Raw genomic sequence first — 15,727 nt, 5'->3', positions numbered from 1 at the left:
TCCCTAGTTCTCGGCCGCGGAACTTGCGGTCAAGGGTGCGGTTGCAGTGGCAGCGGCGTACCGGCTGGCCGGCCGCTGCAGCCCCAGCAGGTCCCGGAAGGTGGAACCCGGCTGCTGCGGGGCGAGCACACCCCGGCGCCGGAGGGCAGGAAGCACCAGCTGGGCCAGCTCCTCCAAGTCCACGTCCAGAACCGCCGGGTGGAGGCGCACGCCGTCGGCAGTCTCCAGAATGGAGGCCAGCCGCCCGGTGAGCTCGGCCGCGGTGCCGACGAAACGGGCGCGGCTGCTCTGCCAGGGCGTGTGCGCGTCGAGTTCGGCGAGGCGCCCGGCGGCGCTTTGTCCGCGGGCGTCGAGGACGACGTCGAGCTCGGCGATGATGGCCGCCGCGGGAGCGGCTGCGCGGGCTTCGGCGATCTCGCCGGCCAGCAGCTCGGGCGTGGGCGCGGAGACGAGCACGGCGTCCGCCGTCACGGCGTCCGCCGTCCCGGCGGACAGCTGGTCTGTACTCAGCAGGCCGGCCGGCGCGAGGACCGGCAGCTGTCCCTGCAGAGGCCGGGGAATGATGGACGGCCCCTTGACGGAGTAGCCGGCGCCGCCGGACTCAACGCCGCTTTCAAAATCGACGTAGTGCAGCTTGTCGACGTCGAGGTACCGCCCGGTGGCGACGTCGCGGATCACGGCGTCGTCCTCCCAGGAGTCCCAGAGCCGGCGGCTGACCTCGATCGAATCGGCGGCCTCCCGGGCCAGACCGTCAGCAGAAACAAACGAACGTCCGACGGCGGCGGCATCCGCTGCGTTGTCTGACGCCGCCACCAGCCAGCCGGCGCGGCCGCCCGACACGTAGTCCAGGCTGGCGAGCTGGGTGGAGATGTGGAACGGCTCCGTGTAGACGGTGTCAACCTCGGGGACCAGCACGATGGAACCGGTGACAGGCCCGGCAAAGGCTGCACGCTGGAGGGCGTTCAGCCGGCCCGGGATATCGCGGCCGCCGGGCTCGGAAGACGCAGGCGTCAGCGATCCGTCCGCGAACGTGGCCACATGGAACCCGGCCGATTCCGCGGCCAGCACCGTGGCACGGACGCGCGTTCCGTCGAGCAGTTCGGCGGGAGCGTGCCGCGCCTTGCGCCAGGCGGCGGGGTGCGCTCCGTCGCCGTCCAGTTCGAGGGCGAGGAAACCTTTGGCTGCTGCAGTGCTCACTGTCCGGCCTGCCTTTCGTGGGGGTTCTGTTCGCCAGCTTCGACGGCCACCGTCAGTCGGTTTTCGGCCGGCGGCAGCGGGCAGGTGGCGAGGTCGGTGTAGGCGCACGGCAGGTTCACCGCGCGGTTGAAGTCCAGGGTTACGCGGCCGTCGGCGTCGGGTGCGCCCACCGTTAGCGTCCGGTTCGCCCCATAGGTGGTCTTGCCGGACGTCGCATCCGTGAACAGCACGGACAGCGTGCCCGGCGCGTGGCCGTTGAAGGCCGTGAGCGTGAGGTCCTGGCCGTCCAGCGTGAACCGGATCTCGCCGGGCGCTTCGTACACGTGCACGATGCCCTCGACGGCGGCCCCGACAGTGGTCGGCCGGGGCGACTCGAAGGCCACGTACACGCCCTCGACGGTGAAGCGCGGGTCCGGCGCGTAGGCCGGCGTGCCGCGGTACCCGTTGAGCAGCGCGTTCTCCGGGTGCCGGGGGCGAACGATGTATTCCCCGCCGCGTTTGGCGAGTTCGACGACGGCGGGACCCGCCGTGAGGTTGATCCCCTCCCGCTCGGCGATCGGGTCGAAGACAACGGCGGTAGTTCCTCCCTTAGCCGAGCTGCCGTTCAGCTCCCGGCCGTCCCGCAGCAGGCTTTCGCCGGCCTCGAGAACCACGGTGACGGCGTCGTCCTGCACGCTCCAGATGCCCGGAACGCCCTCGAGCCGGGAGGGTTCCGCACCCAGCCAGTGCAAATGGGTGACGGCGAGGAAGCCGTGCGGATCGGTACGGCGGCGCTCATGCGCGGCATGCCACTGCTCCCATTCCGCGGCGAAGGCGGCGGTGCTCGACCAGCGGGATTCCGTTTCAGCGGTGGTCGGTGGTGACGGCTGGGACGTCACTTAGATGCCCCCGTCTGTGTTGTCCCCGTCTGGGTGGAAGCAAAGTTGGCCTCGGTCACCGTCTTGGATTCCGGCAGGGCTTCTTCGGACAGTCCCCAGCGGTCCAGCACCTTGGCGTAGGAGCCGTCCTTGATGGCTGAATTCAGTGCCTCCGTGATCACCGGCGCCAGGCCGTTGCCCTTGAGCGTGGTGGCGGACACCAGAGACTCCGACGGCCAGCCGGCGTTGACCTTGCCGACGACCTTCAGGTCATCCCGGGTGTTCTCCCGGTACACCGTGGAGGGGTACGGCGCGATGTTGAGATCGGTCCGGCCGGAGGACAGCGCAAGGATGGTGTCGGCGTCGGACGAGTAGTACTGGAGCGCAGCCGGCGCCTTGCCCTTGGCCTCGAGCTCCTTGTTCCAGGCCAGCAGGATCTTCTCCTGGTTCGTACCGGAGCCGACGGAGACCTTGAGGCCGGAGATGTCGTCGGCCCCCTGGACGTTGTAGGACGAGGACTTTTTCGCCTCGAAGCCCATGTACGCGGCGCGGTAGCTGGCGAAGTCGAACAGCTTCACCCGGTCCTTGTTGATGCCCACATTGGAGAACACGGCCTCGAAGTCGCCCGACTGGGTTTTCAGGGGCCAGTTCTCCCAGGACGTGACCTGGATGTCCAGCTCCAGGCCCAACTTGTCCGCCACGAGTTGGGCGATGTCCAGCTCGGAGCCGATGGGCGTCTTGTCGTCCGTGGCGTGGAAGGACAGCGGGATGGAACCGGCGGTGGTGGCCACGGTGAGCTTGCCGTCCTTGCCGATCAGCGCAGGCACCTCCGCAGCCAACGCGGCGTCCTTTTCGGCCCGGATCCGCTGCTGGTCGGGGGAGGTGTTGTAGACGACGCCGTTGCGGGCCGCCGTCGTCGCCGCACCTGATGCGGAACTGCCGGTTGAACCGCCGGAGGCGGCGGCGCCGGGATCGGTGCAGGCGGACAGGGCCGCGGTGCTAAGCAGCGTGCCGAGAAGCATGACGGCGGGCAACGCGCCGTTGCGGGGCTGGCTGGAGAAGAGTGGCATGGGGGTCCTTAGATGTTGAAGGCGGGTTCGATCACCTTGGAGAAGAAACTCCGGGTGCGTTCTTCCTGCGGGTTCGTGAAAATGTCCTGCGGTTTGCCCTGTTCGACGATCTGGCCCTGGTCCATGAACACCACGGTGTCCGCCACGTCGCGGGCAAAACCCATCTCATGGGTGACGATGATCAGCGTGGTGCCGGACTTGGCCAGCTCGCGGATCACGTCCAGCACCTCGTTGACCAGTTCGGGGTCGAGGGCGGAGGTGGGCTCGTCGAAGAGCAGGATCTTGGGGTCGAGGGCCAGCGCGCGGGCAATGGCGACGCGTTGCTGCTGGCCGCCGGAGAGCTGGCGGGGGTAGGCACCGGCGCGCTCCCGCAGGCCAACCCGGCCCAGGAGTTCCAGGCCGCGCTCGCGGGCCTCCGCCTGGGACAGGCGAGCTTTTTCAGGACGGGGCGCGACGACGGGTGCCTCGGTCACGTTCTCCAGCGCCGTCAGGTGCGGGAACAGGTTGAAGTTCTGGAACACCATGCCGATTTCGGTGCGCTGCTTCAGGATGTCCCGTTCCGGCAGCTCGTGCAGCTTGTTGCCCTTGACCCGGTAGCCCACCAGCTGGCCGTCGATGGCGATGAACCCGGCATCCACCTTTTCCAGGTGGTTGATGGTCCGCAGCAATGTGGACTTTCCGGATCCGGACGGGCCGACGATCACGGCCACGCCGCCGGGCTCCACCGTCAGGGAGATGCCCTTCAGGACCTCGGTGGTGCCAAATGACTTCCGGACCTTGGTGATTTCCACCAGTCCGCGGGTGGAGGCGGGGGCTTCAAGAGTTGTGCTCATCGGGATCATTTCCTTCCGGCGGTGTTGGCGGGGCCGGTGGTGCTGGCCGGGGCATGGGTGGCGAAGAACTTCCGGGCCTTCTGCAGCGGTGTGAGGGGCAGGGTGCGCACGGCTCCCTTGGAGTAGTGGCGTTCGATGTAGTACTGGAACACGCTGAGCACGGAGGTGATCACCACGTACCAGAGCGTGGCCACGAGCAGCAGCGGCAGGACCTGCTGGGTGCGGTTGTAAATCACCTGGACCGTGTAGAAGAGCTCCGAGTAGGCCAGGACGTAGACGATGGAGGTGCCCTTGACCAGGCCGATGATCTCGTTGAAGGCCGTGGGCAGGATGGCGCGCATGGCCTGGGGGAGCACGATCCGGGTGGACCTGCGCCAGGCGGGAATACCCAGGGCGGCGGCTGCCTCGAGCTGGCCCTGGTCCACGGACAGGATGCCGCCGCGGATGATCTCGGCCGAGTAGGCGGCCTGGTTCAGCGTCAGGCCGAGCACGGCGGCAGCGAACTGGCTGATCAGGGTGGTGGTCTGCGCCTCGAAGAAGCGGATGTCCGTGAACGGAATGCCCAGGCTGATCTTCTCGTAGAGGTAGCCCAGGTTGTACCAGAGGAGCATCTGGACCAGCAGCGGCGTGGAGCGGAAGATCCACGAAAACGTCCAGGACACGGAGACCAGCAGCGGTGAAGCGGAAAGCCGCATGAGGGCAAGGATGAAGCCCAGGATGAAGCCGAGCACTCCGGAGATGGCCGTGAGCTTGAGGGTTTCCACCAGGCCGTTCACCACGGACTTGGCGGTGAACCACTGGGCCACCACGCCCCACTCCCAGCGCGGGTTCGTGGCCAGGGACCACGCCACGGCCGCTACTCCGAGCGCCACCAGCACGGTGCCCACCCAGCGCCACGGGCGGCGGGCAGGAACCAGGCGGTAGTCGGCATAGTCGACGGCGGCACGAAGGTCCGCGGGGCCGGCCGGCACTGCCGCGGCTTGGGTCTCCCCGGTTTGGGCCGCCGCGGCCTGGCTCTCCGGGGCCTGCGCCTCAGTGGGAGATGGTGTCTCGGTGGGGGCCGGTTTCTCCGCGGGGGACTGGGCCGTCCTGGTTGCTGCTGAACTCATGCGCCATCTCGCTTCTTCCGGCTGGGGTAGTTGGCTGCAAATCTAGGTGCGCCCGGAAGGTCCGGCAAAGCGGTCCGTTGCAATCGTTCACGTGGCTTAGCGGGGCGTCATGAGTCGAATTCTTGCGTGGATTTACGCGGTGTTACGCGGGGTGAACGGCCGTGACAGGGCCCTCGACCGGTGGTTTGTCCAGACCCTAGATTGAGGGCCCAACCCGTTTTCAAGGGGCCCTTTCTCACCAGGAGTTTCCGATGCCAGCGCAGCACCCATCCGTGGTTTTCATTGGCGGTGGCCCGCGCACGGCCGGCATCCTCGAGCGGCTCGCGGCCAACCGGCGAGGGCTCGCGGACGGGCCGCTGCAGATCCACGTCGTGGAGCCGCATGAACCCGGTTCCGGCAGGATCTGGCGTTATGACCAGGAGCCTGGCCTCATGATGAATTCCACGGCGGCGGACGTCACCATGTTCACCGATTCCTCGGTGGTCTGCGACGGGCCCGCCATCGACGGGCCGGGCCTCGCCGCCTGGGCCGCTGGGATCCTGGACGGTTCCATCACCGACGCACCGGCTTTTTCGCCGCACCTGCAGGAACAGCTGCGCTCCCTGAAGGGCGGTTCCTTTGCCACCCGCCAGATGCAAAGCAAGTACCTCGAGTGGTTCTTCCGCCGCGCCGTCCGCGCCCTCGGCAGCGACGTCCGGGTCACCGTCCACGGCGACACCGCTGTCAGCATCGAACCGCTGGGCGAACCCCGTGACGGCGAACCCGGCGAACAGCAGCCCGACGACGGCGGGTACAGCGTGCGGCTGGCCAGCGGCGGCACGCTGCACGCCGACGTCGTGATTACCGCGCTGGGGCACACGGACGCGGAACCGGATGCCCGCTCGGCCGGCTGGTCCGCGTTCGCGGCCAGGCACGGCGGGTTCCATGCGGCACCCAGCTACACCACCGACGTCGACTATTCCCCGATCGCCCCCGGCCAGGACGTCATTGTCTCTGGCATGGGCCTCGCCTTCGTGGACCTGCTGGTGCTGCTCACCGAAGGCCGCGGCGGCCGTTTCGAGGAGACGGCCGACGGCGGGCTGCGCTACCTTCCGTCCGGAGCCGAACCCAGGCTGTGGGCCGGGTCCCGGCGGGGCGTGCCGTTCCACTCCAAGATCTCCGTTGCCCTGCGCGGCGAACCGGCGGCGGCGCCCCGGTTCTTCACCGCCGACGCCGTGGGCGCGCTCCTGTCGGAGCACGCCGAACTGGATTTCCGTACGCACCTCTGGCCCCTGATCGCGAAGGATGCCGGCTACGGCTACTACCGGGAGCTGTTCACGGGCAGTCCGGAGCGCGTTGCGATGGGCTGGGACGAATTTGCCGAGCGCTTTGCCGCGCTCGACTGGTATGGCAGCGCGCGCCACGAACTCGTCGACACAGCCGTGCCGGACGCGGACCTGCACCTGGACCTCGAACAGTTGGACAAGCCGTTCGGCCGCCGGCTCTTTGCCGCCCACGGTGACGTGCAGGCGGCGGTGGTCGGCTACATCGAACATGACCTCGAGCTGCGCACGGGACCCGACCACCCGGAAACGCTCGCGCTGTTCATGGCCCTGCTGAAGGTGTACATGGAGCTGGGCAGGATCGTCCCGCCGGAACGGCTGAACGCGCGCTCCCAGGAGGACGTCCACGGCTGGTGGCACGGGTTCTTTAGCTTTGTGGATTCCGGTCCGCCGCCCCGCCGCCTGCGCGAAATGCTGGCCGTCCACCGTGCCGGACTGCTGCAGTTCCTGGGCCCGGGCCTTGCTGTTGCCGCCGACGACGCCACGGGCGAGTTCGTGGCGACGACGGCGCAGTCACCGGTGACCGTCCGGGCGAAGGCCTTCATCGAGGCGCGGCTCCCCGGCCCCGCCGTGGCCCGTTCCGCCAACCCGCTGCTCCGCTCGCTGCACGGCACGGGCCTGGGCGCTGAGCAGCACCTGCTCACGTCCGACGGCGGCCACTCCACCGGCCGGCTCCTGGTCACTTCGGGCCACCAGATTGTGGGCCGGACCGGCGAAACCCGCAGCGGTCTGTTCGGAATCGGCCCCGGGACCTCCGGCTGGGGTGCGGGCGCGTTCGCCCGGCCCGGCACCAACGCGGCGCCGTTCCGGGAGAACGACGCCCTGGCGCGAAGGATCCTCACGGCAGTGTCACACTCTCCGCTCACCGTCCTCGAACTGCCCATGCACGATCCCCGGGTCCGGCCCCTCCTGGACGAGCTTGCAGCGGAGTACGACTCCCGCTACGGCGACCTGTTCGGCCGGGGCGCGGCCGCGGAGGAACTGAACAGGTACCCGGCCGAGGAGTTCGAGGCGCCGCACGGCGCGCTGCTGATCATTCAGGAGAACGGCGAGTCCGTGGCCGGCGGCGCCTTCCGCCGGTACGACGCCGAAACCGCTGAATTTAAGCGGATCTGGACCCACTCGGCGCACCGGCGGCGGGGACTGGCCCGGCGGGTACTCGAGGAACTGGAGCGGTTGGCGGCCGGGCGCGGGTACCGCGGCGTCTACCTCACCACGGGCCCGCGCCAGCCGGAGGCCAAGTACCTGTACCTGAACACCGGGTACGCCGCGCAATTTGACCTCGCCGCCGACCCCGAGACCATCGGGCCGCTGGCGTTCACAAAGGATCTGGCTGTCCCTGCCGAGGAGCAGGCTCAGGACCGGGGTGCGGCGCCCAGGTTCACGGGGTCTTCGTCTGTCAGGTAGGCGAATTCCGCGTGGGCCGCGAGGTCGATGCCTCGAATTTCGTCCTCTTCGTGAATGCGCAGCCCCATGGCCATGTCGACCACCTTGGCAATCACCCAGGTCATGCCGAAGGAGTAGGCCAGCACAGCAACGGTCGCGACTGACTGAATGCCCAGCTGCTGCAGACCGCCGCCGTACAGCAGGCCGCTGACGCCATTGGGCGCGCTGCTGGTGGCGAAGATGCCGATGAGGAGCGTGCCGATGATGCCGCCCACGAGGTGCACGCCCACCACGTCCAGTGAGTCGTCGAAGCCGAGGCGGAACTTCCATTCGATCGCCAGCGAGCAGACAGCACCGGCGATCGCGCCGATGGCCACGGCGCCCAGCGGACTGACCGCGCCGCAGGCAGGGGTGATGGCCACAAGCGCGGCGATCAGGCCTGAGGCGGCACCCATGCTGGTGGTGGCCCCGTGCCTGATCCGTTCAACGAGTGCCCAGGCGAGCAGCCCCGCCGCGGCGGCCACCGCGGTGTTGAGGAACACCACGGACGCAGCGTGCCCGGCGGCCAGCGCAGAGCCGGCGTTGAAGCCGAACCAGCCAATCCAGAGCAGGCCCGCGCCCACCAGCACCAGCGGCCGGCTGTGCGGCTTGGAGTGTTCCATCTTGGGCCAGCCGGAGCTGCGGCCCAGGACCAGGGCGAGGGCGAGGGCTGCGGCGCCGGCGTTCATGTGCACTGCTGTTCCGCCGGCGTAGTCGATGGCCTTGATGCCGTTGGCGATCCAACCACCCGTCACCGAACCGTCCGCGGAGTTAAACGCAAAGACCCAGTGCGCGATGGGGAAGTAGACCAGCGTGGCCCAGACGCCGGCAAACACCATCCAGGCGCCGAACTTCATCCGCCCGGCGGCGGCACCGGCCACCAGGGCGGTGGTGACGCAGGCGAAGAACAGCTGGAAGGACGTGAACAGCGCTGCCGGCAGGGCGGCATCGGGATTATCCTTCAGCATCGGCTCGAGGCCTGCGTACTGCGTGACGTCTCCGATCAGGCCCAAGCCGTTCACGGAATTGCCAAAGGCCATCGAGTAGCCGAACAGCGCCCACAGCACGGCCACCAGGCTCGCCCCGCCAAAGCACATCATCATCATGTTCAGGATCCGGCGAGATCCCACCATGCCCCCGTAGAAGAGGGCCAGGGCGGGAATCATCATGCACACCAATGCGGAACTTGCGAGGATCCAGGCAACATCTCCAGCGTTCATTTCGAACTCCACTCAGGAAATCGGTGGGTGGCATTTTGCTGAGACCGGACGAATGCCGTTTGTCCCCACAACATAGGACTCCGGAATCCGCGGTAGGTTTCGGGCATGTAAATTGCTTGTTACCACTGTTGGCGCTTACCGCTTTTGCTCGTTAAATGGACGGCGGCGGGCCCCCGTCAGGGCCCGCCGCCGTCGCATCTGTGTTGTGTCACATTGTGCAGAAAAGCGCTCCTAATGCGTGACGCTGTGGGTGGTGTCCCCCGAAGTATCCACGTCGCCCAGCCAGCCGGGCACGGCGCCTGCCACGCCCAGGGATCCAATGGCGATTGCCCCCACCACGGCCAGTGCGCGGAGGTGGGCGGACGCCCTCGTCTGCCTCTCCGGCTCGCCGGTTTCCCTGCGCCTCGCGCGGAGCAGGGCGACGGCGATCGCCAGGGTGCCCAGTTCGAGGAGGCAGGCGGCGACATCGGCGAGGCCAACAGGCTCGGGCACATTGGAGTTGGGGCCGAAGGGGAGCCCTGACGTGCGGGACCACGCCCACAAAACCAGCGGCACCGCGGAGGCAACCGCGACGGCAACGAGGACGTTCAGGCCGGGCCGGCCCAGCAGCAGTACGCCGCCGGCCACCTCCGCCAGCGCCAGGGCAAGGAAGAAGACGCTGGCGACCACCCAGTGGTCGAAGTGGTCAGGTATGACCGCAAGATGGATGGCGGCGCAGCCGAACAGAGCCACCGCCGCCACCGTCTGCCGAAGGTCCGTGGCGGACATGCGGGCTCGACCGGCCGCGGCACGGCGGGGGGTGCGCTTCGGGGTGGACTGCTGCGTCCGGCTGACGTCCAGCCGTCCGCCCCGGATTGCCACCGTCCACCCGGTCACCGCGACGTTGGTGACCACGAGCAGGCCGACGCCGTAGCCAAAGGCAGCCAGCTGCAGTCCCAGCGACGACTGGTCCAGCTGGTCCACCGACTGGACCGAGGTCGAGTGGTGCAGATGGCTCATGAGATCGTGCTGCAGGGCATAGTCCCAGGCTTCACTGGCGGCCAGTATGGCGGTCCCTGCCACCGTCCCGGCCCCGGCAACCAGGAGTGCCGTGGTCAGGAAGGCCTTCTTGCCGGACAACACGGGCCCGAACCAGCGCAGTGCCAGGGTCACCGCCGCAACCACGGCCAGGACAAATGCCGGCAGCAGCACGGTGGACTCCCGAAGCCAGCTGGCAAATGGCTCCTGGGTGCGTTCGATGGCGCCCACGGCGCCACGGAGCGAGACCATCCAGAATCCGTCGGCGTAGGCCATCATCGCGGCCAGCGGGATGACCGTTCGCCAGGGGACCGCGGGGCGGCCCGGCGCCGAGGCGCCGGTCCCGCTGCTGCTCCAGTTCGCGGTGCCCGCGGGTACCGTTGTCATGGCGTGATCTCCCAGCCGAACATCATGGCGTGGTCCTCATGGGCCAGGTTGTGGCAGTGGGCCACGTACGGTCCAACGAAGTCACGGAACCCGCGGTAGATAATTGTCGACTCGCCGGGATCCAAGGCCACCAGATCCTCACGTGAGACATCATCGGGATGGCCCTTGTCGCCGCCGCGCGTGACGTCCCGGCCGTTCCTCATGACCACCCGGTGTTCCTCCATGTGCAGGTGGAACGGATGGACCCAGCCACCGCCGCCGTTGCGGATCTCCCACAGGTTGTAGCTGCCCTTCTTCTGCTGGGCCAGTGGTGACCGGCCCGCGCGGTTCTTCAGGCTGGTGGCAACGGTGTTCGGAGTGAACGGCTTGCCGTTGATGAGCCACTCAGTTTCGCCGCCGCCAGAGCCGCGCTCCACCTCGAAGATCAGCCGGTTGTCCAGCATGGTCTGCCAGTTGCTCGGCAGCGGCGGGAGCTCACGCATCATCCCGGTCGGGATGACGCTGTCGTCCGGAGCATCGTCGCCGATCACGAACTTGAGCACCGGGACCTTGTAATTCGGGTCCGGCGAGAACCGGGATGAGTTGCTCCACATCCGGCCGTTGGGCATCTTCATCACGTCGGTGAGGTAGATGACATCGCCCTTGGTGGTGGGCGTGCCGTCTGCGTAACGGGTGAAGTCGATGACCATTTCGCGTCGCTTGGCCGGCCACAGCTCAAAGGAATCGCGCTGGATCGGGAACGGCAGCAGGCCGCCGTCGGACGCGATCTGCGTGAACTGCATGCACTGCTGGCCATCCGGGATGCGGTACTGCCCCTCGAGTTCGTCGCCCTTGTAGCCGAGCGAGACAGCGGTCTTCGGCCCCTTCGTGGAGCTCATCAGCTTGAACTCGTAGATCCGGGCGATGGAGGCGTCCAGGAACCGGAAGCGGTACTTGCGGCGCTTGACCTCCATGACGGGGTAGGCGGTGCCGTTCACGGTGAAGATGTCGCCCACGAACCCGTGGTTGGGGAAGTGCTTGTAGAAGGTTTTGCCCCACCACTCGGGGTGCTTGGCCGGGTTCTTGGCGTCCGGGAACTCCTTCTGCACGTCGTGGATGTCCTTGTGCATGGTGACGCCGTCGTCCAGCCGGCAGTCGTAGAAGGCCAGCGGGACGTCGTAGTCGACGTCGAAGGATCCGTCGGGGTTGTTCTTGCGGACGCCCGGAAGCCGCAGGCCCCGGCGCTCGTCGCCCATGTCCATGCCGTTCTTGGGGTCATAGATCGGGTAGAGGCCCACCATGCCCTTGTAGACATTGGATCCGGTGTGGTCCATGCGGTGGTCGTGGAACCAGAAGAAACTTTGCTTCTCGCGGTCATCGTTGCCCGCCGGCCAGTTCAGGTAGAGGTTGTCGCAGAACGTCTTGGGCAGGTAGCCCTCGTACTTCGGCCCCGAAACCATCGAGTAGTGCGGGTTGCCGTCGCTCTCGGGTGCCGTGTGCCCGTTGTGGAGGTGGGTCAGGAAGGACCAGTCGGGGGATCCGAAGTCCTGGCGGTCCAGGTTCAGCGGGTTCTCGTCCAGGTGGTTCTCGAACCGCACCAGCGCCGGCTTGCCGTACTCGGCGTTGATCATCGGGCCGGGGAAGGTCCCGTTGAAGCCGTAGATGGTGCTCAGCGGCAGAGTCCGCTTGGTCCCTGCCGGGTAGGTCTTGCGCTTGTCATCGAAGGAGATCGTGGGCCGGCCGTTCGCGTCGATGGGCAGCACCTGCGAGGTGGTGAACGCGTGCTGCCGCAGCAGGATGTCGATCTTGTACACCAGGGGATCCGGGGAACCGATCGTGTTCGGCCAGATCTGGTGCCGCTCATTCTTGAAGGAACTCTGCTGGCCCTGGCCGGGGCCGGGCGGATCGCTCCACTCGGTATAGCCCTTGGTGAAGCCGTCGCCCACGGCCGGAGTGGGGGCCAGGGCCTTGGGAATGGGCAGCTGGTCCTTGAACGGCGTCAGGATCAACGGGCTGGTGGGGAATGCCTCGATGTAGAACAGCAGATCGCCGAGGGCGGTGGACGATGCGGCGAACGCGCCGTCAGGGGAAAGGAGTCCTTTCTGTGCGAGCAGCGGTCCTGCCCAGCCCTGGGCGGCGACCACGGCTGCGCCGGCACCTCCGGCCGCACCCAGCCGCAGGAGATTGCGGCGGGACACTTCGTTTGTAGTGGTCGCGGTTTCTTCGGACATGTCGTTTGTAGTGATTGCGGTTTCTTCGGACATGGGAATACGCCTCCTTAACGGGGCAAAAAAGAATGGCCTGCCGGCCCCGGTATGTTTAGCTCTCAGGGCTTTCCGGCGTTTCATCACCGGAAATCCTGGCCTTGCGGAAGCCGGCTGCGCTTGTCGTTGCCCCGCGCAACTACTGTGCGGGCCGGGGCTTGGGAAAACATTGGACGTATGCGGTGCATACCCCCTCAATGAGACGGGTATAAGGGGGTGGCCGTTCCAAGGCTACGGCCGAGTAATAAAAGGAACGCGCCGGAAAAGCGGGGGTGCTGGTTAATCGATCAATCAAGAAGTCCGCTTAAACGATCAATCAGAAGTCCGCGCTAGAACAGCGGGGCGAGCCCGTTCCACCCCGCGCTGATGCGCACCCGGGAGGCAAACAGGCCTGTGCCGAGCCCGGGGTAGAGCCACAGGACGCCGGCGGCGTCGCGCGCCAGCAGGTCCGGGTTGCGGTCGCCGTTGAAGTCGCCGGGACATACGACGGCGGTCATGACGTTCCAGCCGGCACCCACCCGGATGCGGGGGAGCCAGCCGCCCGTGCCGTTGCTGCGGTAGAGCCACAGGACGCCGGTGGCGCGCTCGCGGGCAAGGACGTCGACACTGCCGTCGCCGTTCATGTCGCCCGGACCAGCCAGGGCGTTGAAGGCGTTCCAGCCGGAGCCCACGCGGATCCGCGGCAGGAACCCGCCCGTGCCGTTGCCGCGGTACAGCCACAGGAAGCCGGTGGCAGACTCTCGGGCAAGGACGTCCACGCGCTGGTCACCGTTGAAATCACCGGGACCGATGATGGCGCTCATGGCATTCCAGCCGGAGCCGATCCTGCTCCGGGGAAGGAACCCGCCGGTGCCGTTGCCGCGGTACAGCCAGAGGGTGCCGGTGGTGTCCTCCCGGGCGAGGACGTCCAGGGGGCCGTCGCCGTTGAAGTCGCCAGGCGTCTCAAGGGCGCTATAGCCCCGCCAGCCGTTACCGATTAACACGCCGGAGAGCGGACTGCCGCGGCCGTTCCCCCGGTACAGCCGCAGTTCGGCCGTCGCCGTGACCCGGGCGAGGATGTCCGTGTTCCAGTCGCCGTTGAAGTCGGCCGTCGAGCGGGACAGGGTGGAGGCCGGAATGGGCAGCGGGGTGAAGGTGTAGGGGTCGCAGGTCAGGTCGTAATCCCTTACGTCGTCGTACCACTGCGAGAGGTACACGCGGCCGCCGGAGAAGCTGGGTGTGCGGCAGAGATTCAGGGCTTCACCGGGGAAATCCAGCCGCCCGGCGGTGGCCCACACCGGAACGCCGGAGAGCCGCCAAGATCCGGTGATGCTGGCCCAGCCCGAAGCGAACGAGTACAGGCCATAGGAATAGCCGGAATCCCGCAGCCCGCGCATGAGGCCCTCGATGATGTACCGGTTTTCGCGCTGCTGCGCCGCGCTCGCGGTGGGCCAAGGCTGGGCCGGGCGGGGTTCGACGTCGATCCACACAACGCGCGGCGCGAACCGGACCCGCGCAAGGCTTGCAACCGCGAACCGCGCTTCCGCGTAGCCGACGTTGGAAAGCTGCCCCGCCCGGGTGGCCGCCGACCACGGTCCCTGCGCCCGGTAGGTGGTGAGCTGGGCGGCTGTGGGGAAGGCGGCCATGGTGTAGGCCTGGGCCGGCTTCCGGTTGCTGGACGCCCAGGCAACCTGGCTGGCCAGGCACGGATTCTCCGTGAAGGGCAGTCCCTTCGTCAGGCCGATCACCACGAACTGGGACGCCGCCGGCGGGAGGGGCAGGCCAAAGCCGCCCACCGCCGTCGGGCACTGGGGCCAGGAGATGTCATGGCCGTTGAGTGAAACGGCGCGTGCCGGAGCGGCGCCGGGCAGGTATCCAAGGAGGAGGGCGAGCAGGAGCAGGAGGCCCGTCAGCATGTGCCGTGCGGAAGATCCGGCCCCAGAATGATGAACTTTTCCGTCCATCGCCAGCGCTCCTTTGCTTCCACCAGTTTACGTCCCGCCGCGTCTATTCGTGCTTCCGGCTTAGGTCGCGCACAATTACCCCATGGCAAAAACCAGTGCCCGGATGCCCCGGCTTGAGGATGTGGCGGAGCGCGCGGGAGTCTCGCACCAGACCGTGTCCCGGGTGATCAACAATCACCCCAACGTCAGCAAGGCCACCCGTGAGCGCGTCGAGGCAGCCATTGCGGAGCTGGGGTACCGGCGCAACACCGCGGCGCGGAGCCTGGTGACCCGGAAGTCGCAGACCATCGGCGTGCTCGGCAGTGAGCTGTCGCAGTACGGTCCGGCCAACACCTTGCTGGGCGTTGAGCATGCCGCGCGCGATGCCGGCTACTTCGTCAGCATCGCGGCCCTGCGAGCGGTGAGCCGCGAGGCGATCTTCGATGCCATCCGGCATTTCCTGGACCAGTCGGTGGACGGCATTGTGGTGATCGTGCCGCATTCCGAGACGCTCCTTGCCCTCGAGGAACTGAAACCCGGGGTGCCGGTGGTGGCCGTGGGATCGCTGGGCAGCGAGTCGGTGAGCGGCGCCATGGTGGACCAGAAGCGGGGGGCCGAGCTCGCCGTCGGGCATTTGATTGAGCAGGGCCACCGCCGGATCGGCCACATCGCCGGCCCCCAGGACTGGATCGACGCCGTAGCGCGCGCCGAGGGCTGGAGCGCGGCCCTGCGCGCGGCCGGCCTGGATGACAACCTTGTGGTCGAGGGCGACTGGAGCGCCGGAAGCGGCTATGAGATCGGGCGGAAGCTGGCTGCGGAGCGGACCGCAACGGCGCTGTTCGTTGGCAATGACCAGATGTCCCTGGGCTTGCTCCGCGCCTTCAGCGAGGCGGGCGTCCGCGTGCCCGAGGACGTCTCCGTGGTGGGCTTCGACGACCAGCCGGAGTCGGGCTATTTCACGCCGCCCCTCACCACCGTGCGGCAGGACTTCGAGGAACTCGGCCGGCGCTGCATGGACCTGATGCTGAGCGCCATCGAGAAGGGGGACACAGTGAGCACCACAGTGGTGGAGCCCGAACTCGTGGTCCGCGGGAGTACCTCCGCCCCCGCCTGAGGGCGTTGATC

Annotated in this window: 11 protein-coding genes and 1 pseudogene; 3 read left to right on the top strand and 9 right to left on the bottom strand. The window is 67.7% G+C overall.

Going from position 1 to position 15,727, the window contains the following annotated elements; genetic code table 11:
• Positions 1 to 3 precede the first annotated feature (3 nt).
• Genes G9E11_RS11970 through G9E11_RS11950 form a run of 5 tightly spaced genes read right to left on the bottom strand, consistent with a single transcriptional unit; the run spans position 4 to position 5,066 of the window.
• Positions 4 to 1,197 (bottom strand): LLM class flavin-dependent oxidoreductase, encoded by a 1,194-nt coding sequence (locus G9E11_RS11970; protein WP_311764356.1) that lies wholly within the window; start codon positions 1,195 to 1,197, stop codon positions 4 to 6.
• The gene (locus G9E11_RS11965; protein ID WP_190605830.1) at positions 1,194 to 2,075 is read right to left on the bottom strand and encodes a DUF1684 domain-containing protein; all 882 of its coding nucleotides are present in this window, start codon (positions 2,073 to 2,075) and stop codon (positions 1,194 to 1,196) included. Before G9E11_RS11965 ends, G9E11_RS11970 begins: the two co-directional genes overlap by 4 nt.
• Positions 2,072 to 3,124 carry an ABC transporter substrate-binding protein gene (locus tag G9E11_RS11960; protein WP_190605828.1) on the bottom strand — a complete coding sequence of 351 codons (1,053 nt, stop codon included), beginning with the start codon at positions 3,122 to 3,124 and terminating at the stop codon, positions 2,072 to 2,074. Before G9E11_RS11960 ends, G9E11_RS11965 begins: the two co-directional genes overlap by 4 nt.
• Positions 3,125 to 3,132: 8 nt before the next feature.
• Positions 3,133 to 3,957 carry an amino acid ABC transporter ATP-binding protein gene (locus tag G9E11_RS11955; RefSeq protein ID WP_284691173.1) on the bottom strand — a complete coding sequence of 275 codons (825 nt, stop codon included), beginning with the start codon at positions 3,955 to 3,957 and terminating at the stop codon, positions 3,133 to 3,135.
• Positions 3,958 to 3,962: 5 nt separating this feature from the next.
• Positions 3,963 to 5,066, bottom strand: coding sequence for an amino acid ABC transporter permease (locus G9E11_RS11950; protein WP_190605826.1), 1,104 nt, complete (start codon positions 5,064 to 5,066; stop codon positions 3,963 to 3,965).
• Positions 5,067 to 5,317: 251 nt separating this feature from the next.
• Between G9E11_RS11950 and G9E11_RS21520 the strand changes: the two are divergent.
• Positions 5,318 to 5,863, top strand: a pseudogene (locus tag G9E11_RS21520) (FAD/NAD(P)-binding protein); the annotation flags it as partial.
• Between the two features lie 1,407 nt (positions 5,864 to 7,270).
• On the top strand, positions 7,271 to 7,795 hold the full coding sequence (locus tag G9E11_RS21515) for a GNAT family N-acetyltransferase (RefSeq protein WP_311764361.1): 525 nt from the start codon (positions 7,271 to 7,273) through the stop codon (positions 7,793 to 7,795).
• Here the strand turns inward: G9E11_RS21515 and G9E11_RS11940 are convergent.
• The 4 genes from G9E11_RS11940 to G9E11_RS11925 form a co-directional block, all read right to left on the bottom strand.
• Entirely contained in the window at positions 7,744 to 9,033 is a 1,290-nt protein-coding gene (locus G9E11_RS11940) for an ammonium transporter (RefSeq protein WP_190605822.1), read from the bottom strand. The genes G9E11_RS21515 and G9E11_RS11940 overlap by 52 nt on opposite strands.
• 231 nt (positions 9,034 to 9,264) lie before the next feature.
• A complete protein-coding gene (locus G9E11_RS11935; RefSeq protein WP_190605820.1) occupies positions 9,265 to 10,437 on the bottom strand; it encodes a DUF6185 family protein in 1,173 nt (390 codons plus the stop codon).
• Complete coding sequence (locus tag G9E11_RS11930; protein ID WP_246468860.1) at positions 10,434 to 12,680, bottom strand: multicopper oxidase family protein; 2,247 nt, start codon at positions 12,678 to 12,680, stop codon at positions 10,434 to 10,436. The genes G9E11_RS11935 and G9E11_RS11930 overlap by 4 nt, the downstream gene beginning before the upstream one ends.
• Before the next feature lie 329 nt (positions 12,681 to 13,009).
• Positions 13,010 to 14,623: an FG-GAP-like repeat-containing protein gene (locus G9E11_RS11925; RefSeq protein ID WP_190605818.1), complete on the bottom strand. Its 1,614-nt coding sequence runs from the start codon at positions 14,621 to 14,623 to the stop codon at positions 13,010 to 13,012.
• An 82-nt stretch (positions 14,624 to 14,705) separates the two neighbouring features.
• Here G9E11_RS11925 and G9E11_RS11920 point away from each other — a divergent pair, with 82 nt between their 5' ends.
• Complete coding sequence (locus tag G9E11_RS11920) at positions 14,706 to 15,716, top strand: LacI family DNA-binding transcriptional regulator (protein WP_111902251.1); 1,011 nt, start codon at positions 14,706 to 14,708, stop codon at positions 15,714 to 15,716.
• The last annotated feature ends 11 nt before the right edge of the window (positions 15,717 to 15,727 follow it).

It is taken from the genome of Arthrobacter ipis, from assembly GCF_014694315.1.
GTDB lineage: Bacteria > Actinomycetota > Actinomycetes > Actinomycetales > Micrococcaceae > Arthrobacter > Arthrobacter ipis.
The sequence above is the reverse complement of the archived record's forward strand: the minus strand, read 5'-3'. Positions and strand labels throughout refer to the sequence as shown.

Coding starts and splice junctions, on each gene's coding strand:
- G9E11_RS11960 (WP_190605828.1), bottom strand. CDS start 3,124: ATGCCACTCTTCTCCAGCCAGCCCCGCAACGGCGCGTTGCCCGCCGTC.
- G9E11_RS11955 (WP_284691173.1), bottom strand. CDS start 3,957: ATGAGCACAACTCTTGAAGCCCCCGCCTCCACCCGCGGACTGGTGGAA.
- G9E11_RS11950 (WP_190605826.1), bottom strand. CDS start 5,066: ATGAGTTCAGCAGCAACCAGGACGGCCCAGTCCCCCGCGGAGAAACCG.
- G9E11_RS21515 (WP_311764361.1), top strand. CDS start 7,271: ATGCACGATCCCCGGGTCCGGCCCCTCCTGGACGAGCTTGCAGCGGAG.
- G9E11_RS11940 (WP_190605822.1), bottom strand. CDS start 9,033: ATGAACGCTGGAGATGTTGCCTGGATCCTCGCAAGTTCCGCATTGGTG.
- G9E11_RS11935 (WP_190605820.1), bottom strand. CDS start 10,437: ATGACAACGGTACCCGCGGGCACCGCGAACTGGAGCAGCAGCGGGACC.
- G9E11_RS11930 (WP_246468860.1), bottom strand. CDS start 12,680: ATGTCCGAAGAAACCGCAATCACTACAAACGACATGTCCGAAGAAACC.
- G9E11_RS11925 (WP_190605818.1), bottom strand. CDS start 14,623: ATGGACGGAAAAGTTCATCATTCTGGGGCCGGATCTTCCGCACGGCAC.
- G9E11_RS11920 (WP_111902251.1), top strand. CDS start 14,706: ATGGCAAAAACCAGTGCCCGGATGCCCCGGCTTGAGGATGTGGCGGAG.